This is a genomic window from Zobellia nedashkovskayae (assembly GCF_015330125.1).
In the GTDB taxonomy this organism is placed as follows: domain Bacteria; phylum Bacteroidota; class Bacteroidia; order Flavobacteriales; family Flavobacteriaceae; genus Zobellia; species Zobellia nedashkovskayae.
In genome coordinates, this window is the sequence record NZ_JADDXR010000002.1 from 1777193 (window position 1) to 1799314 (window position 22122).

At 37.3% G+C, this 22122-nt stretch carries 21 protein-coding genes; 16 read left to right on the top strand and 5 right to left on the bottom strand.

What is annotated here, in order from left to right; translation table 11 throughout:
• Nucleotides 1–297 precede the first annotated feature (297 nt).
• The 8 genes from IWB64_RS07505 to IWB64_RS07540 all read left to right on the top strand — a co-directional run bounded on the left by IWB64_RS07505 (nucleotide 298) and on the right by IWB64_RS07540 (nucleotide 7753).
• Nucleotides 298–1452, top strand: a complete 1155-nt coding sequence (locus tag IWB64_RS07505) for an aminotransferase class I/II-fold pyridoxal phosphate-dependent enzyme (RefSeq protein WP_194533421.1) — start codon at nucleotides 298–300, stop codon at nucleotides 1450–1452.
• 1 nt (nucleotide 1453) lies between these two features.
• Nucleotides 1454–1837, top strand: coding sequence for a putative signal transducing protein (locus IWB64_RS07510; RefSeq protein ID WP_194533422.1), 384 nt, complete (start codon nucleotides 1454–1456; stop codon nucleotides 1835–1837).
• 1 nt (nucleotide 1838) lies between these two features.
• Nucleotides 1839–2462 (top strand): dethiobiotin synthase, encoded by a 624-nt coding sequence (gene bioD, locus IWB64_RS07515; RefSeq protein ID WP_194533423.1) that lies wholly within the window; start codon nucleotides 1839–1841, stop codon nucleotides 2460–2462.
• 146 nt (nucleotides 2463–2608) lie between these two features.
• Complete coding sequence (gene bioA, locus IWB64_RS07520) at nucleotides 2609–3910, top strand: adenosylmethionine--8-amino-7-oxononanoate transaminase (RefSeq protein WP_194533424.1); 1302 nt, start codon at nucleotides 2609–2611, stop codon at nucleotides 3908–3910.
• Between the two features lie 9 nt (nucleotides 3911–3919).
• Nucleotides 3920–5098, top strand: coding sequence for a beta-ketoacyl synthase N-terminal-like domain-containing protein (locus IWB64_RS07525; protein ID WP_194533425.1), 1179 nt, complete (start codon nucleotides 3920–3922; stop codon nucleotides 5096–5098).
• A gap of 98 nt (nucleotides 5099–5196) precedes the next feature.
• The gene (gene bioB / locus IWB64_RS07530) at nucleotides 5197–6291 is read left to right on the top strand and encodes a biotin synthase BioB (protein ID WP_194533426.1); all 1095 of its coding nucleotides are present in this window, start codon (nucleotides 5197–5199) and stop codon (nucleotides 6289–6291) included.
• Between the two features lie 67 nt (nucleotides 6292–6358).
• Nucleotides 6359–7219 (top strand): cupin-like domain-containing protein, encoded by an 861-nt coding sequence (locus IWB64_RS07535; RefSeq protein WP_194533427.1) that lies wholly within the window; start codon nucleotides 6359–6361, stop codon nucleotides 7217–7219.
• Nucleotides 7220–7255: 36 nt separating this feature from the next.
• Entirely contained in the window at nucleotides 7256–7753 is a 498-nt protein-coding gene (locus tag IWB64_RS07540; RefSeq protein ID WP_194533428.1) for a DUF6646 family protein, read from the top strand.
• Between the two features lie 13 nt (nucleotides 7754–7766).
• Here the strand turns inward: IWB64_RS07540 and IWB64_RS07545 are convergent, their stop codons facing one another.
• From IWB64_RS07545 to IWB64_RS07555, 3 genes are all read right to left on the bottom strand, one after another.
• Nucleotides 7767–8240: a regulatory protein RecX gene (locus tag IWB64_RS07545; RefSeq protein WP_194533429.1), complete on the bottom strand. Its 474-nt coding sequence runs from the start codon at nucleotides 8238–8240 to the stop codon at nucleotides 7767–7769.
• A gap of 126 nt (nucleotides 8241–8366) precedes the next feature.
• Nucleotides 8367–9914 carry an Rne/Rng family ribonuclease gene (locus tag IWB64_RS07550; protein WP_194533430.1) on the bottom strand — a complete coding sequence of 516 codons (1548 nt, stop codon included), beginning with the start codon at nucleotides 9912–9914 and terminating at the stop codon, nucleotides 8367–8369.
• A 288-nt stretch (nucleotides 9915–10202) separates the two neighbouring features.
• Nucleotides 10203–10493 carry an HU family DNA-binding protein gene (locus IWB64_RS07555; protein ID WP_038236075.1) on the bottom strand — a complete coding sequence of 97 codons (291 nt, stop codon included), beginning with the start codon at nucleotides 10491–10493 and terminating at the stop codon, nucleotides 10203–10205.
• Between the two features lie 178 nt (nucleotides 10494–10671).
• On the opposite strand from IWB64_RS07555, the gene mutY reads away from it, so the two are divergent.
• From mutY to IWB64_RS07595, 8 genes are all read left to right on the top strand, one after another.
• Nucleotides 10672–11724 (top strand): A/G-specific adenine glycosylase, encoded by a 1053-nt coding sequence (mutY, locus tag IWB64_RS07560; RefSeq protein WP_194533431.1) that lies wholly within the window; start codon nucleotides 10672–10674, stop codon nucleotides 11722–11724.
• 127 nt (nucleotides 11725–11851) lie between these two features.
• Nucleotides 11852–12316, top strand: coding sequence for a single-stranded DNA-binding protein (locus tag IWB64_RS07565; protein ID WP_194533432.1), 465 nt, complete (start codon nucleotides 11852–11854; stop codon nucleotides 12314–12316).
• A gap of 176 nt (nucleotides 12317–12492) precedes the next feature.
• Nucleotides 12493–13812 (top strand): gliding motility-associated protein GldE, encoded by a 1320-nt coding sequence (locus tag IWB64_RS07570; protein WP_394370085.1) that lies wholly within the window; start codon nucleotides 12493–12495, stop codon nucleotides 13810–13812.
• On the top strand, nucleotides 13799–14353 hold the full coding sequence (gene gldD / locus IWB64_RS07575; RefSeq protein ID WP_194533433.1) for a gliding motility lipoprotein GldD: 555 nt from the start codon (nucleotides 13799–13801) through the stop codon (nucleotides 14351–14353). The genes IWB64_RS07570 and gldD overlap by 14 nt, the downstream gene beginning before the upstream one ends.
• Before the next feature lie 268 nt (nucleotides 14354–14621).
• A complete protein-coding gene (locus IWB64_RS07580) occupies nucleotides 14622–15635 on the top strand; it encodes a GntR family transcriptional regulator (protein ID WP_194533434.1) in 1014 nt (337 codons plus the stop codon).
• 290 nt (nucleotides 15636–15925) lie between these two features.
• Nucleotides 15926–17695 (top strand): glycoside hydrolase family 36 protein, encoded by a 1770-nt coding sequence (locus IWB64_RS07585; protein ID WP_194533435.1) that lies wholly within the window; start codon nucleotides 15926–15928, stop codon nucleotides 17693–17695.
• A 10-nt stretch (nucleotides 17696–17705) separates the two neighbouring features.
• The gene (locus IWB64_RS07590; protein WP_194533436.1) at nucleotides 17706–18263 is read left to right on the top strand and encodes a sugar O-acetyltransferase; all 558 of its coding nucleotides are present in this window, start codon (nucleotides 17706–17708) and stop codon (nucleotides 18261–18263) included.
• Nucleotides 18264–18311: 48 nt separating this feature from the next.
• Entirely contained in the window at nucleotides 18312–19961 is a 1650-nt protein-coding gene (locus IWB64_RS07595) for a solute:sodium symporter family transporter (RefSeq protein ID WP_194533437.1), read from the top strand.
• A 12-nt stretch (nucleotides 19962–19973) separates the two neighbouring features.
• Here the strand turns inward: IWB64_RS07595 and IWB64_RS07600 are convergent, their stop codons facing one another.
• Entirely contained in the window at nucleotides 19974–20807 is an 834-nt protein-coding gene (locus tag IWB64_RS07600; protein ID WP_194533438.1) for a phosphatase PAP2 family protein, read from the bottom strand.
• A 168-nt stretch (nucleotides 20808–20975) separates the two neighbouring features.
• On the bottom strand, nucleotides 20976–21878 hold the full coding sequence (locus IWB64_RS07605) for a histone deacetylase family protein (RefSeq protein ID WP_194533439.1): 903 nt from the start codon (nucleotides 21876–21878) through the stop codon (nucleotides 20976–20978).
• Nucleotides 21879–22122 lie beyond the last annotated feature (244 nt).

Here is a 22122-nt window from a genome sequence, read left to right on the forward strand (position 1 = left end):
AAAATCATATTATTACTCAATTTTTAAAACATTCGTTTGGCTTCTATTTGGACTGATATGAATAGGCTCGGCTCAAGCGAAAAATGATAAAATCTACTATAACAAAACTTGGAAGGAGATTTTACAACTTATCTCTTAGGGAATAAATTAGCTGCTACATATGTTAAGGGTCAGTTTATTTTGGAGCGCATACCCATTTCTCGCAACAGCTAGGACCAGAGATCAAATACTTTAACGAAGGTATGTTGTAGTAATCAAGTATGTGTTTGTTTTGATGAAACAGCTTACATTTGGTTTATGGTACAGCTACCCGAAAAACTTATTCAAAAATTAGAGCTTAGAAATGGGCAAAATTCCATGCGCATTATTCCAAGCCCTAATGAAAAGCGAGTAGACTTTTCTTCCAATGATTACTTAGGCTTGGCCCAAAAGCCTACATTATTCGATATGGCCAGTAAAATAGTGAAGCAAACGGGACACATTGTAAATGGTGCTACCGGATCTAGATTGATAACGGGCAACCATTCTCTTTACAACGAACTGGAAGAGATGCTGGCCAAATTTCATCGTACGGAAGACGCATTGGTCTTCAATTCTGGATATGATGCCAATCTTGGTTTTTTTAGCTCGGTACCGCAACGAGGAGATGTTGTTCTATATGATGAATATATTCACGCTAGTATTCGCGATGGTATCCAAATGGGGAATTCCAAGAGCTATAAGTACAAGCATAACAACCTTAAAGATTTAGTTCATAAATGTCAGGTTGAGCGAAACAAAGACTTGGCTGATGTTGAAATCTATGTGGTCACTGAATCTGTTTTTTCCATGGATGGAGATGTACCTGATTTAAGTGCATTTGCCAAAATATGTAAAGATTATAATTGTCGGTTTATAGTTGATGAAGCCCACGCCCTAGGAGTTTTTGGAAAGCAGGGTGAAGGTTTGCTCCAAGAACTGAATTTGCATGAAGAGGTTTTTGCCCGAATCGTAACTTTTGGCAAAGGTATGGGGTGTCATGGTGCTGCAATTTTGAGCAGTACTTTGCTAAAGTCTTATCTAGTAAATTTCGCCCGTAGTTTTATTTATACCACGGGGCTTTCGCCGCATGCTGTAGCCTCGGTTTTATCAGCATATGACCATCTTCAAAATCGGGTTGATGAGGTGGTAGCACTAAAACATAATATTACGTATTTCAATCAAAAATTAGAGAGTTTTAATTTAAACTCAAAGTTTATCCCCAGTAATTCTGCTATTCATTGTTGTATCATTTCAGGTAATGATAAAATTCGCGATATTGCCAAAGTCATTCAGGAAAAAGGGTATGATGTAAGACCTATTCAATCTCCCACTGTACCTGAAGGTCGGGAAAGATTACGTGTTTGTCTTCATAGTTTTAATACTGAAAAGGAAATTGATACTTTGCTAAAAGCTATAGCTGATCTTATGTAATATGAAAGAGAAATTCTATACGATAGCATCTTTTGAATACCCTTCTGATGTTCAAATACTGAAAGGTAAATTAGAGTCTGAAGGTATTCCTGTTTTTCTTAAAGATGAATTTACTTTGAATTCTGACCCTATGATTAGCAACGCAATAGGCGGGGTAAAAGTACAAGTATACACAGAGGATAAGGAAAAGGCTACGGAGATATATAATGAAATCAGGGCTTACGCCTTAGATGACAATGGTAAATTGATTGTCTGTCCCAATTGTAAAATGCAAAAATCAGAGGTGTATTATAACAGAAAAGGAATTTTATATAAACTTTTTCCTTTTTTTGAGGAAAAAAAATACAAATGCCTACATTGTAACATGATAACAAAACCTCAATAGCATGCAGCAAATTTTTGTGACAGGAATATCTACCGAAGTAGGGAAAACTATAGCTTCGGCCATAATAGCGGAAGCTCTTGAGGCTGATTACTGGAAACCCGTTCAAGCCGGTGATTTGGATAACACGGATAGCGATAAAGTAAGCTCACTAATTTCAAATGATAAAACGGTCATACACAAAAGCCGTTATGAGTTAAAAACTCCTATGAGTCCACATGCCGCTGCAGAAAGAGATGGGATAAAAATGGACCGACTAGAAATAGTGGAACCTGTAACCGATAATTCTTTAGTGATTGAAGGCGCTGGCGGTATTTTGGTGCCCCTGAACGAGAATGACACGGTTTTGGATATTATCATGCCAACATATCATGTTATTGTCGTTTCAAGACATTACTTAGGCAGCATTAACCATACACTTTTAACAATCGGTTGGTTGCAACAAAAAGGATATGATGTTTCTGTGCTCTTTAGTGGAAAGGAAAATCCGGAGACGGAAAATATTATTCTTCATAAAACGGGTGTTTCGTTAATCGGTCGTATTGATGAAGAGCTTGTTTTTGACAAGGCCGTAATTAAAAAATATGCTGATAAATTCGCGCCAATCTTAAAAACGCTTCAGGTTTAATAATGTATTCTCACTAAGGCTAAATCTAGCTTGCTACTTGTAAATAGGTATAACGGATTGCGACCTTCTAAGTTTTGTTTGTAGGTTGTAAAAATCCAGCATCGATATACTTCAAAAAAAAAGTTTTAATTCCTCATCTTTGCATTATGAAGAAGGCAAACGCGTCAGAAACCCTAGTAATTGAAAGTCTATCTGTTAGAGATAAGAAACATCTTTGGCACCCATTAACACAGCATAAACTGCATCCTGAAATGTTAGGAATCGTTAAGGCAAAAGGTGCTGTTTTGTATGATGAGAATGGAAAAGATTATATAGACGGCATTGCATCTTGGTATACAAGTGCCTATGGTCATTGTAACGAGTATATTACAGATAGGGTCTATGCCCAAATGCAAAAACTGGATCAAGTGGTTTTTAGTGGATTCACTCATGAGCCTGCCATAAAACTTTCTGAAGAACTTATTAAGATATTACCTGAAAATCAAGAGAAATTATTCTTTTCCGATAACGGTTCTACCGCAACGGAAATCGGTATAAAAATGGCTTTGCAGTATCATTTTAACAACGGAAGAACACGCAAAACGATGCTCGCTTTTGAAGAGGGTTTTCATGGCGATACGTTCGGTGCTATGTCTGTTTCAGGGCTATCTGTCTATAACGGTCCTTTTGAAGAGTTTTTTATTGATGTAGAGCGTATTGATGTTCCCACGGATGAAAATATAGAGGGTATTCTATCAGATTTAGAAATTAGGTTGCAACAGAACCATATTGCGGGATTCATCTATGAGCCGTTAGTGCAAGGAGCCGCAGCCATGAAAATGCACAAGGCTGAAAATTTGAATCGAATTTTACAGTTATTAAAAGTACATGGTGTACTGACCATTGCAGATGAGGTTATGACTGGTTTTGGTAAAACCGGGAAACCTTTTGCTTCGGATTATATAGATACCAAACCAGATATCATTTGCATGTCCAAGGCGTTGACGGCAGGGCTAATTCCTATGGCGATTACGAGTTGCTCACAAGAAGTTTATAATGCTTTTTATAGTGATGATTTAGCAAAGGGATTGTTCCATGGTCATACCTATACAGGAAACCCATTGGCTTGCACTGCAGCTTTAGCTGGGTTGGAGTTGTTACAATCAGTAGAGATTCAAGATAGCATCAAAAGAATAATTTCTTCGCACCAAGAATTTGATTTGAGAGTAAAGAACCATGAAAAAGTTTCGGGTACACGACAATGCGGAATTATTTACGCGTTAGACCTTAATGTGAAAATGGAACGGTATGGTAATTTACGCGACCAGATTTTCAAGCATTTCATGAATAATGGGGTATTTTTGAGGCCTTTGGGTAGTACAATCTATATTTCTGCACCTTACGTCATTACAGATGAGCAGTTGCAGAAAATATATACTACCATAGAAGATCTACTGAACAGTATTTAAATTTTCCGTTTGAAAGAACCAATATCCATTACCGCAATAGGCTCAATTTCTCCTTTAGGAAAAACATCTGAAGAGACTTGGGCAAGCTACCTCCAAGATAATCACTTTTTTGAACAGAAGGCTTTTGGTGAATCCACGGAATGGGCCGCCTCATTATCTAAAGATTCAAAACAAGAAATAGAAGAGCTTAGGAATTCAGATAATAAATACAAAAGTCTTGATGATTCGGTTTTGTTTGCGCTTTATGCTTCAAGAGACGCGATTGCTAAAGCAGGTTGGGAAGCAGGCGATGATTTCGGAATTAATATTGGATCTTCACGTGGAGCCACAGCACTTTTTGAAAAATACCATCAAGAGTTTCTGGAAAATAATAGAACGGCAACACTTTCATCACCAACGACCACCTTGGGAAATATCTCGTCATGGGTAGCTCACGATTTAAAGTCAAAAGGTCCAGAGATATCGCATTCTATTACCTGTTCTACGGCGCTACATGCCGTTTTAAATGGAGTAGCGTGGCTAAGAAGTGGCATGGCAGATAAGTTTTTGGTAGGCGGTAGCGAAGCGCCGTTAACATCTTTTACCATTGCCCAGATGAAGGCGCTCAAAATCTATTCGCAGTATAATACGGAAGATACTTCAAAAGGGAATGAAGGATTCCCTAGTCGTGCTTTAGATTTCGAAAAGGAAAAAAGCACCATGATTCTTGGAGAAGGTGCTTCTATAATATGCTTGGAAAAAGGTGTAAATGAAAAGACCTTGGCTATTATTGAAGGAGTAGGTTATGCTACAGAACCCTTACGTCATAATATTTCTATCTCTACGGACGCCGAGTGTTTTCAAAGTTCCATGAAAATGGCATTAGGAGAAATAAATCCTGAAGAGGTAGATGCTATTGTTATGCATGCGCCAGGCACAGTAAAAGGGGATATATCTGAGTATAAAGCAATTGAAAAAGTTTTTAGTAACAAACTGCCCTTTTTAACTACAAATAAATGGAAAGTAGGGCATACTTTTGGAGCTTCGGGAGCGTTAAGCATAGAATTGGCGGTATTGATGATACAGCACCAACATGAAATAAAAGTGCCTTTTATCACCTATAGTTCATCACCGAAAAAACTTGAAAAAGTACTTGTAAATGCAGTTGGTTTTGGTGGTAATGCGGTTTCCATTCTGCTCTCCAGATAAACGGCGCGTTTTTTAATATTAGAGTTAGGAATATTTTGTCTAATTTGGAATTTCAATTTTAGAAAGGTTATTTTTACGCCGAGATTTCCAAAAAGACTATGAGCGAAACAAGACACAACTGGACGAAAGAAGAAATTCTTGATATTTACAACAAACCTTTAATGGAGCTGCTTTACGATGCAGCTACTATCCATAGAGAACATCACGATCCAAATACGGTTCAGGTTTCAACTTTACTTTCTATAAAAACCGGTGGTTGTCCGGAAGATTGTGGCTATTGCCCACAAGCGGCACGTTACCATACGGATATTGAAGGTAACGACCTTATGAAAGTTTCGCATGTAAAAGCGCAGGCGCTTAGAGCAAAAGCCTCTGGTAGCTCGCGCGTTTGTATGGGTGCTGCGTGGCGTAATGTAAAAGATGGTCCAGAGTTTGATCAAGTATTGGAAATGGTACGTACCATTAACAAGCTAGATATGGAAGTTTGTTGTACGCTGGGTATGCTAACAGAAAACCAAGCACACCGTTTGGCAGAAGCTGGGTTGTACGCTTACAATCATAATTTAGATACTTCAGAAGATTATTATAAAGATGTTATTTCTACCCGTGCTTTTGAAGACAGGTTAGATACTATAGATAACGTCCGTAAGAGTAATGTAACCGTTTGCAGCGGTGGTATTATTGGTATGGGCGAGGAAATAGAAGATCGCGCCGGAATGCTAGTTGCTTTAGCTAGTTTGAATCCACAACCGGAGTCAGTACCAATAAATTCATTAGTTGCGGTAGAAGGTACGCCAATGGCGGATATGGATCCCGTTTCTATTTGGGATATGATTCGTATGGTAGCTACTACACGTATTGTTATGCCAGAAACACAAGTGCGTTTATCTGCTGGCCGTACGGAAATGAGTAGAGAAGGACAGGCTATGTGCTTTTTTGCAGGTGCCAATTCTATTTTTGCTGGAGATAAGCTATTGACTACGCCAAACCCAGATGTAAATGAAGATATGGAGATGTTCAAACTTCTTGGTTTGAATCCTCAAAAGGCATTTACTAAAGTTTCTCAGCCTAAAACGGTAGAAGCTTCAGAGTCTAAGTTGCAACCTTTGGGGGAGAAGCCAAAATGGAGCCGACCAGGACACAAAATTGAGCGTAACGAAGAAGCTAAGGCAAAGAGCAAAGTAGTAGATTAATTTAATTTTAAGTAAATCTTTACATAAGGTTAATTAAATTTGCTGCTTAAATAGAATCCTATTTCCATTGAAGCTAACAGCAATTCCAAGGGTATCATCAATTACCAAGGAAGATTTTTTAGAACATTATTTTAAACCACAGAAACCTGTGGTTATAGAGCGTGCTATAGAAAATTGGCCTGCTTTTGATAAATGGAATCTAGATTATATTAAGGAGATTGCCGGAGATAAGATGGTGCCGCTTTATGATGATAGGCCCGTTAATCATGAGGATGGTTTTAATGAGCCTCATGCTAAAATGAAGATGTCCGAGTATGTAGACCTTTTAAAAGCTAAACCTACCAAATACCGTATTTTTCTTTGGAATGTTTTAAAGGAAGTTCCTCAGCTTCAAAAAGATTATAATTTTCCTGATTTTGGATTAAGACTTAAAAAGAAGCTACCCATGCTCTTTTTTGGTGGAACCGATTCCTATACTTTTATGCACTATGATATAGATATGTCCAATATCTTTCATTTTCATTTTGAGGGAAAAAAGGAGTGTATTTTATTTGCTCCTTCAGAAACCAAGCATCTATACAAAGTACCTCATTCACTTATAACGCACGAGAGCATAGATTTTACGAATCCAGACTTTGATAAATGGCCTGCTTTGAAAAAAGCCAATGGTTTTAAAACTGAATTGAATCATGGAGAAGTGCTCTATATGCCGGAAGGGTATTGGCATTATATGGAGTATAAAACTCCTGGATTTTCAATGAGTTTAAGGTCGTGGCCAAAGAATCCTATAAATTTTGCAGAGGGGGTCTATAATGTTTTCATAATGCGTAATTTTGATATTTTAATGCGAAAATTACAAGGTCAGAAATGGATAGATAAAAAGAATAAAAAGGCAATTGAGCGAACGGCTAAAATTTTGTCCCAATAATTTTTTTTGATATCCTTTTCTTAAAAAAATACTATAATGAAATTCTACATTCTATCTGTTTGCTTACTTCTTTCAACAACTTATCTTTCTGCACAGGCATATGAAGGTAGGGGTGACCAAAAATTTCAAGTGGGTGCTAATTTACAGAGTAACGGTACGGGAATAATGACTTCTTATGATTATGGTCTTGGTGAAAATATATCAATAGGGGCAACTTCTACTTACCTTTTGGGTGTAAATGAAAGTGTGTCTGCCAGTACTTGGGACCGTTTTGATGCAAAGGCTCGTTTTAGTGCACACTTAGGTAATATAATAGGTCTAGGTGATCAGGTTGATATTTATCCTGGATTGGATTTAGGTCTTAAGAATTTTGGCTTTCATATGGGTGCTCGTTTCTTCTTTTCTGATGGACTTGGTGTGTTTACGGAATTTGGTTTTCCAATAGCCAAATATAAAACTGAAAATTTAGAACCTGCTGAAAAACTGCACAATCAGTTTATGGTGAACATTGGTGCTGTATTTAACTTCCTTTAAAAAAGGGTTTGTGCTACGGCACTAGTTCTTTCAGTTTTTCATAGACCAAATGGCTTTCCCATCCTCTATATAAAAGGTAATCGGCTAATTTTTTCTTTCGTTTTATTGGGTTGCGCTCTGTAATCTGAGAGATTCTCTTCTCTGCTAAAGCGTCTAGCGTACTTATATAGTCCTCAGGGTCTATTTCTTTAAGTGCTGTGGTAATGTTGTACTTTGAGATATTACGTTGCTTCAGTTCATTTACAATGCGTCTCTTGCCCCACTTCTTTATAGAAAATTTGCCTCTTGCATAGCTTTGTGCAAAGCGTTCTTCGTTAAGAAAATTTTCGTTGATTAAATGAACTACAATTTGATCTATGGCTTCTGGAATCATACGCATTTCGCGAAGTTTAGTGACCACTTCTTTATGACAACGGTCTTGGTAGGCGCAATACCCTTCCAGTTTTCTTTTGGCTTCCTCTACGGAATAAGCTCGTTGTTCGTTCATATTAATTTTTGCTTAGCGCTTTACATTTCAAAAGTACAATTTGAAGTGTAAAGCATAGCGCCTGTTTTTATGTAAAGATAAGGCATAAAAAAAGCGACCATCGTTGCCGAAGGTCGCTTTAATATTTTAATATATGGTCTTACCGTCTTTATCTTTAAAACGATATTCAAGATACGTATACGCATCCCTAGGTTGTATTTTAATCCATTTCTTGTGTTCTAAGAACCACTTAGAGCGCATGGAAGGAAAGCCTTTAGTAATATAGGCTGCGATAAACGGATGAATGTTAAGTGTAATTCCGTTATCTTTCTTAGGTCCTTTCAACAACTTTTCAAGGTCGGCGTTAATTTTGTCTATCAAGACTATTGGGGCTTCTATTTCTTTCCCATTACCATTCGGATTTTCCTCGGTTGTCTTGATGTTCATTTCGGGCCGGACCCGTTGTCTAGTAATCTGTATAAGTCCAAACTTGCTCGGAGGCAATATTTTGTGCTTTGCACGGTCATCTTTCATTTCATCACGAAGATGATCAAAAAGCTTTTTCCTGTGTGGTGCTTTTACCATGTCAATAAAATCGACTACGATAATACCACCCATATCACGCAAGCGCAATTGTCTGGCTATTTCTGAAGCTGCCAATAGATTGACCTCTAAAGCAGTATCTTCTTGATTTTTGGCCTTGTTAGAACGGTTACCACTGTTTACATCTACAACGTGTAGTGCTTCGGTATGTTCAATAATAAGGTACGCACCTTTACTCATACTTGCGGTACGGCCAAAAGAAGTTTTAATCTGTCGCTCAATTCCGTATTTTTCAAAAATAGGAACAGGCGAATCATACAGTTTTACTATGGATTCCTTTCCTGGTGCTATTTCTAGCACGTAATCTTTGATTTGATCATAAAGGGTCTCATTATCAACTTCAATCCCTGTAAAAGAATCATTGAATATATCCCTAAGGATAGAAGATGCCCTATTAAGCTCAACCAACACTTTTGAAGGCGTGTGAGCCTTGTACAATTTTTTACACATTGTTGACCATTTGGCCAACAAATTTTCTAGGTCTTTGTCTAGTTCCGCTACTTTTTTGCCTTCGGCCACTGTTCTAATAATGACCCCGAATCCTTTAGGTTTGATACTTCTTACGAGTATTTTTAACCTTTCTTTTTCTTCACTGCTTCCAATTTTTTGAGATACGGAAACACGATCGGAAAAAGGTACCATTACCAAATAACGCCCCGCTATAGAAAGTTCGGAGCTAATTCTTGGTCCTTTGGTTGAAATAGGTTCTTTTACGATTTGAACCAATAAAGACTGGTTTGCTTTTATGACGTCTGTAATTACGCCATTCTTGTCAATGTCTTTTTCGAATGGAAAGTTGGCTAGTGAGTAATCCGTAATCTTATTGGAACTCACGCCCTTAATGAATTTAAGCATAGTGGCCAATTGAGGGCCAAGGTCATGATAATGCAGAAAAGCATCTTTTTCATAACCAACATTTACAAAAGCTGCGTTTAGACCGGTTACGGGCTTACGAACTTTTGCTAAGAATATATCACCAACTGAAAAGTCGTTGTTGTCTTCTTCTTTATGCAATTCAGTGAGCTTTCCATCTTTTAAGAGGGCAAAATCGACGGCATCAGAACTTGATCTTACGATTAATTCTCTATTCACCTGAATGTATTTGTATTTGTCTGCACTTACTAGTAATAATAAATGGACAAATCGATTAAACAATATTTGAAACGAACCACAATAATTCGCCGAGATTCTCTGTAATCTCTATGTCAATGAACGTATGGGTGAAAAAACAAGCAAAGGGGTTGAAAATTTTCAACCCCTAGCAATTATTTCTTCTTGTGTCTGTTAGCTCTCCTACGCTTTTTGCGTTTGTGGGTAGCTACCTTATGTCTTTTTCTCTTCTTACCACTCGGCATAAAATTCTACTTTAAGTTAGTATATTTATTTTACTTGTACGTTACTTTTGACACCTTCTACAAAAACCTTTGCAGGTTTAAATGCAGGGATATTGTGTGCTGGTATTTTAATTGTGGTGTTCTTGCTAATGTTTCTTCCGGTTTTTTCGGCTCTAGTTTTAATAATAAAACTACCGAAACCGCGAAGATACACATTGTCACCACTTTCCAAAGAAGATTTCACTTCTTCCATAAAACTCTCAACTGTAGCCTGTACGTCTCCTTTTTCAATTCCCAGCTTGTCTGAGATTTTCGATACAATTTCTGCTTTCGTCATCTTTCGTGTTAAATTTTCAGTATAATTTTTTTGGGATGCAAATATATAAATTAAAATCAATCTTTCGTGCTAAAGGGTTAATTTTAAGTCGTTCACCTTCACTTTTCAATTTATGCCCGTTCTGGAAGGCTTATATCGTTTTATAAACCATTAATTTTGTCGCATAGCAGTTATAAAAATGACTTTTTCAGAGAGAATTCTTGTTTGGTACGACAAAAATAAAAGAACCCTACCGTGGAGGGGTACACGTGATCCGTATAAGATTTGGCTTTCGGAGATAATGTTGCAACAAACACGGGTGGTACAGGGTACTCCGTACTACTTGAAATTCATTGGTAATTACCCTAAAGTCCATGACTTGGCAAACGCTTCTGAAGAGGAGGTTTTAAAGCTTTGGCAAGGTTTGGGGTACTATTCTAGGGCAAGAAATCTACATGCTACAGCTAAGATGGTAGTAGGTGAGTATGGGGGTGATTTCCCTGATACTTATAAGGAACTACTGAAGCTAAAGGGGGTGGGAGACTACACTGCAAGTGCCATTTCTTCCATCTGTTTTGATAGGCCAGAACCCGTTGTAGATGGTAATGTTTATAGGGTTTTAGCACGTTATTTTGGTGTTGATTTGGCTATCAATAGTACCGAAGGTGTTAAATATTTCAAAAAGTTAGCAAGAGAGGTAATGAATGCTAAAAACATTCGTGATTATAACCAAGGTATCATGGAATTTGGTGCAATTCAATGTTCGCCAAAAAAACCAAATTGTGATGAATGTCCCCTAAATAAAAGTTGTGTTGCACTTCAAACCAACAAAGTAGGTGAGCTACCTGTAAAGTTAAAAAAGACTAAAGTCCGTGATAGGTATTTCAATTACGTTGTTTTTATGTCCGAAGACACTAAAATGATGCTTGAGCAACGAAAAGGGAAGGGAATTTGGCAGAATCTATGGCAATTTCCTCTGATAGAGTCTGAAGAAAGCTTAATAAAGGAAAGTTTTACTCGGCAATTGAACAGTTTTGATTATCAGCCTGAAATTGTATCCGTCGATAAGTTTAACACCGACGCTATTATACACAAATTATCTCATCAACATTTATATACTACGTTTTGGATCGTGCATACAAAAGGAAGTCAACAAGACGGTGGTGTATCCTTTGAAGATGTAGAGAAATATCCCGTTCCTGTTCTTATTGCAGACTTTTTAGAGCGTTTTAAAAAGACCTATTTCCAATAGTGGCCTCTTGCACATTATTAATTTCTGTTAATGTATAGGTTAAATTTGATAATCGTAAGAGAAACAGGTGGTAATGGAGGCTAAAAAACGAGTATATTTGTAGATTCAAATTGCAAAAAAGGAGATTATGAGCGGTACGTTAAATAAGGTAATGTTGATTGGCCATTTAGGTGATGAAGTCAAAATGCATTATTTTGAAGGAGGAGGGGCAATTGGTCGCTTTCCTATTGCTACTAATGAGACCTATACCAATAAACAAACCGGAGAGCGCGTTACCAATACAGATTGGCATAATATTGTTGTTAGAAACAAGGCAGCGGAAATATGCGAAAAGTATCTAAGTAAAGGCGATAAAGTTTATGTTGAGGGCCGTTTGAAAAACCGCCAATGGCAAGGTGAAGATGGCAACACACGTTACAGTACCGAAGTTCATGTACAGGATTTTACATTTCTTTCTACAAAGAAAGAAAGTATGGCAAACCAGCAATCTGGAGGGCAAAAGCCGCAACAAAATGCGGCTTCAAGTGCATCAAGTAGTCCTAAAGCTGCTCCATTAGCTCGTCCTGATCAGGAAGATGATCTTCCTTTCTAAGAAAAATTATGTATTTTTAGTAAACCCCTAGAAATACAATCAATACCTATGACACAAGCATATTCAGACCATTGTAGTTTCGCAGCATTTTCGGACTTTTCCTGGCCAAATACCAAGCAGAGATTCGCGCTAAAGTTATATTCACAAACCACTGTTTACTACTAAATTTCTGACTGTTGGACCCTGATCCCCTTAGCTTAGTACCTTACTTTATGACTTTAACAGGTGCATTTGCATTTGAAATCACAATTCTTGTTGTATTGTTAATGTTGTCTGCCTTAATATCGGGTGCGGAGGTGGCCTTCTTTGGGCTTTCGCAGACAGAGGTCAATGAAATTGCAGAAAATAAAAGCGTACGAGGTAATATAATTATTAAGCTTCTTGAACGGCCAAAAAAACTCTTGGCCACCATTCTTATAGCAAATAATGCTATTAATATTGGCGTTGTGCTACTCTTTAGTAATATAGGGAACTCGCTCTTTGCTAACGTAGAGTTGGAATGGGTTAGGTTTCTTTTGGAGGTGGTAGTAGCTACTTTTCTAATATTGATGTTTGGAGAGATTTTACCCAAAGTATACGCAAACCGAAATAGAATTGCATTTGCCCACTTAATGTCTTATCCGCTTAATGTGCTAGATTTTCTGTTCAGCCCTTTGAGTCTACCTATGAGAGCTGGTACTCTTTTTTTGTACAATAAATTGGGTAAACAAAAATCCAGTTTAAGTATAGATCAACTTTCCCAAGCTTTAGAATTAACCTCAGATGGCGATACTACCAAAGAAGAACAAAAAATTCTGCAAGGTATAGTTACGTTTGGTAACACGGATACAAAACAGGTCATGCGCCCTCGTATAGATATATTTGCGATTAGTGAAGACATGAAGTTTCTAGAGGTGGTAGGTGAAATTAAAAAGCATGGCTATTCTAGAATTCCGGTTTTTTCAGAGAACATGGACAATGTTCTTGGAGTGCTCTACGTTAAAGATTTGTTGCCTTATATAGACAGGAAGACCTTTAATTGGATGACACTAATTCGGGAGCCATATTTTGTTCCAGAGAATAAAAAGCTTGACGATTTGTTGTTGGAATTTCAGGAAAAGAAGAATCATTTGGCAGTAGTGGTAGATGAATATGGTGGTACTTCTGGTATTGTTACTTTAGAGGATATTATAGAGGAAATAGTTGGAGATATAAGTGATGAATTTGATGATGAAGACCTTATATTTTCAAAATTAGATGATTTTAATTACGTTTTTGACGGTAAGACCGCGTTGAAGGATTTCTATAGAGTCGCAAAAATTGAAAACGAAACCGAATTTGAGGAACAAAAGGGGGAATCCGAGACCATTGCTGGTTTTGTTCTTGAGATAGCAGGAAGTTTCCCAAAGAGAGGTGAAGTGATTGTATTTAATAAATATCAGTTCATAGTAGAAAGCTTAGACAAAAAGAGGTTGAAGCAAATTAAAATAACGTTGCCCCAGGATGTACAGATATAGTTGGTTTCTTTTAATGGTTTTTATTTTGGCTGTTGGCTGTAATGAAGAAGTTTTGCCCAAGCCTAAAGCCCAGCTTAGACTAGAGTATGGTGCACCAAAACAGGGAGAGTTAGAGACCGATCACTTCTCTTTTAAATATAATACCCAAGCTAATATAAAAAGCAAAACAAAGACTTCACTAGTCTTAGGGTATCCTCAGATGAGGGGGGAAATTTACATCAACTATAAAAAGGTAGAGGACAATGTTCAAAAATTACTTTCTGATGCTCAAAGGTTAAGTTATGAGCATGCTGTAAAGGCTGACGGTATAGCGGAACAACCCTTTGTGAATGAGAAAAACGGAGTTTACGGTATGTTCTTTGAGGTTAGTGGCAATGCAGCCTCACAAGCGCAATTTTATGTTACTGATAGTACTAACCATTTTGTAACAGGCTCGTTGTATTTCTACACTAGGCCCAATTATGATTCCATTTATCCGGCGGCAGCCTATCTTCAAAATGATATTCGTGGGATTATGGAGAGCTTAAGATGGAAAAAGTAACATAAAAATTAGTTGATTATTCAGTTATGCGACTTTTAGTCTTATGGTTAAATCATTTTCTTCATTTGACTTTAAATATTCTTTGATTGAAATTTGTTTATAATCTGTCAGGTATTTTTGTTTAATATGAAATGGATATTTATTTTTTTGTGAAATGTTTATTTTTTTATTTGTATCGCAAAAATCATGATATTAGAAGTTTATTATGATAGATTTGTATTATTATACTTACAAATTAGCTGAAGTTTTTAATTTTTAACATTATCTAATGTCGTTACTCCATATAATCCATCGACTAAAAGAAGTAAATAGTTTAACAAAGCACGAACAATTGGTGCACGGTGTAATTGAAGCTTTGGACTCCGGGGAGCTTTCTGTTGGAGACAAATTACCATCAATAAATAAAATGGTAAGTGATATAGGTTATGCACGAAAGACAATCGTTAAAGCATACGAGGAGTTAAAGGAGAGAGGCTTAGTAGAGTCAAAAAAGTTGAAAGGGTACTTTATCATTAGTGATGAAACGAAGGTAACATTAAGAATAGCTTTACTTTTATTCTCATTTCAACGTTTTCAAGAAGATTTTTATAATACGTTTCGGAAAGAGTTAGGAGAACGCTATCAAATAGATGTCTTTTTTCATCATAATAATGTTGCCATTTTTGAGACTATTTTTAATAATATCCGTGGTAAGTACGGAATGTATGTAGTAGCACCCATACCTAACTCGGTAATAAGACCACTCCTTGAATCTATTGAACCCCAAAAACTTTTGATTGTTGATAGGTATTTGTCCATGCCAGAGGAATATTCCTATATCGCGCAGGAATTTGAGGCAACTACTTTTGATAAGCTAATAGAGTTGCTTCCGCATATACAAAAGTATAAGAAGATAGTGCTTTTCTTTGCGGAGAATAAGGATTACCCAAGGGGAATTTTGATGGCATTTCATAGGTTCGTGGCTGATTATGGCTTAAACGGAGTTGTATTAGAGGACTATGTAGAGGGTTCACTAGAGAAAGAAACAGTCTATTTTTTTATAAACGATACCTCACTTTGGGAATTGCTTAAAGATTGTCATAATTCTGGGTTGGTAGTAGGGGAAGATGTGGGTGTTCTATCCCATAATGACCATATTATAAAAGAAATTGCCTTTGGAGGCATCACGACCATTTCTACAGATTTTAAAGATATGGCCACAATGGCTGCACATCACGTTAAAAACAATATGGTTTCTCAAACTATAGTTACATCAAAACTGTTTAAGCGCAATTCTTTGTAACACCTTTCTTAAGGCTGTGTTTACTGCAAAAGTTATCTCTCTAAATTTAAAATTATATAATTTTAAGGTCTTAAATTGATTATTTCTTATTTCGGATGTTAGATTTTTGTCTACGGTGTTAAAAAAAATCTTATTTTCGTTATGTAGCATAGAATAGCATAACGTAACATATAAAATTGTTTTCTCCTTTTCCTGTAATAAATACAGGTGTTAGATATAATTTTTTTTGCTAAAAGAGAAAAGTCAGAAAACCATCAATTGCTAATTAATTACTGGACAATATAAAAAAGATGATTGTAAAGAAGACCATTACAGCAAATCCCGAAATCACTATAATAGGAACGGAACAGAGTTTAGTAACATCCCTTAAGAAAGTATATGACCATGCAGGTACTCTGGTTTATGATTTTGAAGTTAGCAGTGATGAACAAATGGTTCCTAAACCAATTACACTGCAATGGAAGGTTCCTGCGATTAATGTAAAGGGAGTTTGGAAGCCTACAACAGATTTTAACAAACGTATTCAGGCAGATTGGGAGTTAGATAATATGGAATCTAGAATTTCTATTGATTCTCCTGTAATATCTCTTTTTGGAAATAGTGATGAGAATGTTTTAACCTTTGCTTGTTCCAACGCTATCAATAAATTGGAAATGAATGCACGTTTGCGTGAAGAAGACAATTGTTTTTATTGTCATATCACGTTTTTTATGGAGCAGCACTATCCTCTCAAAAATTTTAAAGCACAGATAAGATTGGATAATCAAAATCAGCATTTTTCTGATAGTCTCCGTGATGTGTCTTCCTGGTGGGAAACTTTTGAGCAGTTAAAACCGGCTTATGTTCCGGAAATCGCTAAAAAACCATTGTATTCTACCTGGTATCAGTTTCATCAAAACCTAGAAATACCCTTGCTTTTAGAGGAATGTAGATTAGCTAAGGATTTAGGTTACGAGGCAATTATTATTGATGATGGCTGGCAAACCTTTGACACAAATAGAGGTTATGATTTTACTGGCGATTGGCAGCCGGATCGTATTCCTGAAATGGCGGAATTCGTAAAAAGCGTACATGAAACGGGAATGAAAGTAGCCCTGTGGTATTCAGTGCCGTTCTGTGGCGAAAAATCAAAAGCCTTTAAACGTTTTAAAGGGAAATACTTAACAGAAGACCACAGATGGGCACCTGTTTTTGACCCACGTTATCCAGATGTAAGGCAATACCTAATCGATATTTATACAAATGCAGCTAAAGACTGGAATTTAGACGGTTTTAAACTAGACTTTATAGACGATTTTAGATTTTACAAAGACACACCTACTATGTTAGGGTCAGATGCAGATTACGCTTCTATTAACGGCGCTGTTGACCGTTTGTTGACAGACGTAAAAAATGCTTTAACAGAAATAAACCCCGAAATCTTTATCGAGTTCAGACAGAAATATACTGGACCGGCAATGCGTAAATATGGAAACATGTTCCGGGCTTTTGATTGCCCGGGAGATGCTACCATGAACCGATTGCGAATTGCAGATATACGTATGCTTGCGGGTAATACCGCTGTACATTCCGATATGGTTACTTGGCATGCAGATGAACCGTTAGAAATTGCGGCACTTCAAGTCATCAATACGCTTTTTGGTGTCCCTCAACTTTCGGTAATGTTAAGTGAAACTCCTAAGGAATATTTAAATATGATCGGGTTTTACACCAAGTACTGGAATGAAAATGCAGATGTTCTTATGAACGGTGATTTTCTTCCTTCTAAACCTCTTGCCAACTATCCCACAGAAAGGGTATCTAAGAATGGGCAGTTAATTATTGGTGTTTATGATGCTTGGGTTACTGAGCTTAATGATGCTCATAAACTTATAGATATCTTAAATGGTCAAATTGCAGATCAAGTTATCGTCCGAAATACTATAGATTTAGGAACTTACCGCTGTAAAATCTATGATTGCCAAGGAAGTTTGATAAGGGAAGATAATGTAGTATTTTCGAAAGGTGTACTAGAAATAGAGGTTCCCGCCTGTGGAATCATTAGAGCCAAGAAAATATAGTAGACTTCAAATGACGGAAAAAGAAAAAATGATTAATGGGCTGCCCTACAATCCACATGATAGGGAGTTGGTAAGAGGTAGGTTAAACGCAAGAAGATTAATGCGTGAAATTGAGGCTATACCAATGGATAAGGAACGGCAGCGTAAGCATTTTTTTAAAGAGCTTTTTGGCGAAACTGGTAAGAATTTCTACATCGAAAATCGTTTTACATGCGATTATGGCTTCAATATTTATTGGGGAGAAAATTCATATGCTAACTTTGATTGTATTATTTTGGATGCCGCGCCGGTTTACATAGGTAAAAATGTGATGATAGCGCCGGGAGTAAGGTTACTCACTGCTACCCACCCTTTGGAATTTGAAGCCCGTAATTCAGGAATTGAATATGCAAAACCAATTTATATTGGAGACAATGTTTGGATTGGTGGAGGTGTAATTGTAAATCCGGGTGTTACCATAGGTGATAACAGTGTCATTGGTTCAGGTAGTGTAGTCGTTAAAGATATTCCTGAAAATGTGGTAGCTGTAGGCAATCCGTGCCGCGTATTAAAGAAAATTGATAACTGATAGTTAAGTTATATTTATTGCTCAACACCAACTTAAAACACCAAAAATATGCTCTCAATAGTTTCTTTTGTAGGTTTTACACTCTTAGTAGCCGTTATCGCTTGGTATGCTACAAGAAGTACCAATGAAAATTCTGCTGATGGCTATTTTCTTGCCGGTAGAAGTCTAGGAGCAATCACAATTGCTGGTTCGCTACTTTTGACCAATCTTTCTGCAGAACAGATTGTGGGGCTGAACGGACAAGCATTTACCGAAGGTGTTCTGGTAATGGCTTGGGAGACATTGGCGGCTATTGCGATGATTATAACTGCTGTATTCTTGCTTCCTAGATACATGAGAGGTGGTATAACAACAATTCCGCAATTTGTGGAAGATAGATTCGATCATGGTACAAAAGCCATTCTTACGGCTTTATTCTTGTCAGGTTATGTTATTGTGGTGATTCCTTCGGTACTGTATTCGGGTTCCTTGGCTTTTAGTACAATGTTTGATTTACCTAGTCTTCTTGGACTTTCTGATACGGCCACGCTGTGGCTCTGTGTTTGGAGTATAGGTACTATTGGTATTATATATGCAATTTTTGGCGGATTGAAGGCTGTTGCTGTTTCTGACCTTATCAACTCAATAGGACTTTTGATCGGTGGTCTTCTTATTCCTGTTTTTGGGTTGCTGGCCATTGGAGACGGTAGTATTGGCGATGGAATATCTATTTTATGGGAAACTCATCCTGAGAAATTCAACGTAAAAGGAGATGTAGATGCTTCTATTCCTTTTGGAACTATTTTTACAGGAATGATGCTTGTGCAGATGTTCTATTGGGGAACGAACCAAGTTATTTTACAGCGTGTTTTTGGAGCTAAAAATTTAAAGGAGGGGCAAAAAGGAGTAATACTAGCCGCTTTAGTGAAGTTTTTGATACCAATAATCGTAGTGCTACCAGGTATTATTGCTTGGCATATTTTTGAAGGTAAACTAGACAATCCTGATCAAGCCTACCCTAAATTGGTTGCCACAGTGCTTCCTGCAGCATTTACAGGTCTTTTTGCTGCGGTACTTTTTGGTGCCATTCTAAGTTCGTTCAATAGTTTATTAAATAGTAGTGCTACTTTATTCGGATTTGATCTTTATAGACAATATTTTAAAAAGACCGCTACTGAAATAGAAACAGTAAAGGCGGGTAAGGTGTTCGGTCTTGTACTTGGCATTTTAGGAATGTGCGTGGCACCGTTGATTGCGAATGCTCCACAAGGACTTTTTGCTTGGTTACAAGAAGCAAATGGTTGTTATAGTATTCCAATTCTAACCGTAATCGTTATTGGTTTCTTTACCAAACGCGTACCGGCAATAGCCGCTAAAATTGGGGTGATTTCAGGGGTTGTTCTGTATTCTATAAGTCAGTTTATTATCAAGCCCTATTTTGTAGATAATGCACTTGCTGAGGCTGCTCAGAATGGTATAACTGAAGCAAAGGCCTTGAGTGTGATACAGGCAGAAGCTTATCCACACTTTTTACATGTAATGGCTATTTTATTCGTTCTGAACATTATCATCATGTTGGTAATCGGAAAACTCTACCCAAGGGATACGGATTACGAACCTATGACTACGGATGCTGTTAGTGTTGAGCCATGGAAATATGCTTTTATAGCAGGGGCAGCTATCACAGCTTTGGTATTGAGCACGTATTTGATATTCTAAACTGGGAAGAATTTAAAACTGAACAACAACACCCAATGTTCCGGGGCCAAAGTTGAGGTTCCAACTCGTCTTTTTAGCTTGGTCGTTGTATTTTTCGTCGTATTTTTTATCAAGGTATCTGTCAATAGATTCTACGGTAGCTACGCTAATTGCAACCGCAAAAACAAAGTCACTTAAATAGTGCTGACCATCCCAAATACGTGAAATTCCGGGGATAGCTCCCAAAGTGTAAACACCTGCTTTTATCCACGGACTTTTAAATTGCTTACCAATAGCATAGGCATTGGTAAATGCCAATAATGCGTGCCCAGATGGAAAAGAATGATAGTTTCGGTTTGAATTGAAAGGGTCAAATGTATCTTTCCCTTTTTCCGCAACTGGCCTGGCACGACCTACAACAGACTTTAAAACTTGTTGTAAAAAACCTGAAGAAGTTGCAGATGCGATTAGAAGAACACCTGTACGGCGAAGTTTTTCATTCTTGGTAATCAGTCCGGCTATATAAACACCTGATGTTGCTAAATAATTATTTTCTGGGCTACCATAAAGTTCACCATATTCACGAATAATATGGGGTACACTTTCTTTTTGTCTTTGAATAAACTCAGAGCTTTGTTCATCAAAAAGATAAACTGCTCCCGTACCCGCTACCACACCGCCCAGTTGCGCCCATTGCTGCCCTTTCCAATGAAGTGGTCTTGCATAGGAGTACCCCACACCTTTAAACATATTTACAAAGTCGTATTTAAACATGTCCCATCTTTTTTCGGTAGGTGCTACAATAGAGTCTTGAGCGTATGTGCCAATTGTAAGGAAAATAAAGAGTAAGGTTATGGTCTTTTTCATAATGACGACAAAACTAGATGTATTTTGAAAACCTTCAACGTTTAAATTCGAAAAAAATAGACGCTATCGGTAATAATGGTGTTATTGGAGCTCGGGTCTTCCGTTAAGATACAGAATAAATGGATAGAATTATTAATAGTTCAGTTGATGAAAAAGAAAAGTTATACGTTAGAAATAGATTTCTTGAGCAAGACGAAAGGTATTGGCATGAGCGTCAACAATAGTTTTGATATCCGGAGAGTAGCCGCCGCCCATACTACATTGAACTGGTATTTGAAGCTGATTGCAAGTTTCCAGTACAAACGCATCCCGCTCTTTACAACCTTCAATACTTAACCCTAAAGTGCCAAGTTTGTCCGACGCAATAACGTCTACACCGCAAAGGTAAAAGATGAAATCCGGTTTTTCTTTGGAAATCAGTTTAGGTAAAGTTTCCCTCAATAAGGACAAATAATCACTGTCGCCAGTGTCTTTGGGGAGGGCAATGTCTAAATCCGATTGTTCTTTCTTAAAGGGATAATTACTAGCGCCGTGCATGGAAAATGTAAAAACAGAGTTATCATTCTTAAAAATTTCTGCAGTACCGTTCCCTTGGTGCACATCGAAATCTACAATCAGTATTTTTTTAGCCAAGTTCTGTGCCTGTAAAAAACGTGCGCCAATTGCCTGATCGTTTAGCATACAAAAAGCTTCGCCATGGTCTGAGTAGGCATGATGAGTGCCCCCGGCAATATTCATGGCTATACCATTGATAATTGCGAACAAACAGGCTTGCATAGTGCCATCTGCTATAATTCGTTCGCGTTCGACTAAGTCTTCAGTCAGCGGAAAACCTATTTTTCGTGCCTCACGAGATGGGATTTTTATATTTAAAAGATCATAGAAATATTCAGGATCGTGAACAGCAACAATGTATTTATCGTTTGGTATTTCTGGCTCAAAGAAGTTTTCAAGCGTACACGTGCCTTCATGTAAAAGCTGTTTGGGTAACAACTCGTACTTAAGCATTGGAAACCTATGCCCTTCGGGTAAGGAATGTTTGTAAATAGGGTGATACGCAATCTTGAGCATACTGCAAATATAGGAGGTCTATTTCCTTTTTTAAATCAAGAAATCGTAAAAGTAGACAGGTAAGTTTTTAAAGAGAGAAATGGTTTAAGCCACTTTTTTAAGAAGGTCAAAACAAGGACAACGACCGCACCTTTTGCTTTCGTTTTTTTTGAACTTTTTACAACACTTGCTTTTCAGCTTCACGTTATCTGCAAGTGCATTTTCAACTTTACGTTGTAGAAGTTCGGATTTTGCTCCTTTTTTA

Bases quoted from the DNA above. Each gene is read 5' to 3' on its own strand.
- IWB64_RS07505 (WP_194533421.1), top strand. From the start codon at position 298: ATGGTACAGCTACCCGAAAAACTTATTCAAAAATTAGAGCTTAGAAAT.
- IWB64_RS07510 (WP_194533422.1), top strand. From the start codon at position 1,454: ATGAAAGAGAAATTCTATACGATAGCATCTTTTGAATACCCTTCTGAT.
- bioD (WP_194533423.1), top strand. From the start codon at position 1,839: ATGCAGCAAATTTTTGTGACAGGAATATCTACCGAAGTAGGGAAAACT.
- bioA (WP_194533424.1), top strand. From the start codon at position 2,609: ATGAAGAAGGCAAACGCGTCAGAAACCCTAGTAATTGAAAGTCTATCT.
- bioB (WP_194533426.1), top strand. From the start codon at position 5,197: ATGAGCGAAACAAGACACAACTGGACGAAAGAAGAAATTCTTGATATT.
- IWB64_RS07540 (WP_194533428.1), top strand. From the start codon at position 7,256: ATGAAATTCTACATTCTATCTGTTTGCTTACTTCTTTCAACAACTTAT.
- IWB64_RS07545 (WP_194533429.1), bottom strand. From the start codon at position 8,240: ATGAACGAACAACGAGCTTATTCCGTAGAGGAAGCCAAAAGAAAACTG.
- IWB64_RS07555 (WP_038236075.1), bottom strand. From the start codon at position 10,493: ATGACGAAAGCAGAAATTGTATCGAAAATCTCAGACAAGCTGGGAATT.
- mutY (WP_194533431.1), top strand. From the start codon at position 10,672: ATGACTTTTTCAGAGAGAATTCTTGTTTGGTACGACAAAAATAAAAGA.
- IWB64_RS07565 (WP_194533432.1), top strand. From the start codon at position 11,852: ATGAGCGGTACGTTAAATAAGGTAATGTTGATTGGCCATTTAGGTGAT.
- gldD (WP_194533433.1), top strand. From the start codon at position 13,799: ATGTACAGATATAGTTGGTTTCTTTTAATGGTTTTTATTTTGGCTGTT.
- IWB64_RS07580 (WP_194533434.1), top strand. From the start codon at position 14,622: ATGTCGTTACTCCATATAATCCATCGACTAAAAGAAGTAAATAGTTTA.
- IWB64_RS07585 (WP_194533435.1), top strand. From the start codon at position 15,926: ATGATTGTAAAGAAGACCATTACAGCAAATCCCGAAATCACTATAATA.
- IWB64_RS07590 (WP_194533436.1), top strand. From the start codon at position 17,706: ATGACGGAAAAAGAAAAAATGATTAATGGGCTGCCCTACAATCCACAT.
- IWB64_RS07595 (WP_194533437.1), top strand. From the start codon at position 18,312: ATGCTCTCAATAGTTTCTTTTGTAGGTTTTACACTCTTAGTAGCCGTT.
- IWB64_RS07600 (WP_194533438.1), bottom strand. From the start codon at position 20,807: ATGAAAAAGACCATAACCTTACTCTTTATTTTCCTTACAATTGGCACA.
- IWB64_RS07605 (WP_194533439.1), bottom strand. From the start codon at position 21,878: ATGCTCAAGATTGCGTATCACCCTATTTACAAACATTCCTTACCCGAA.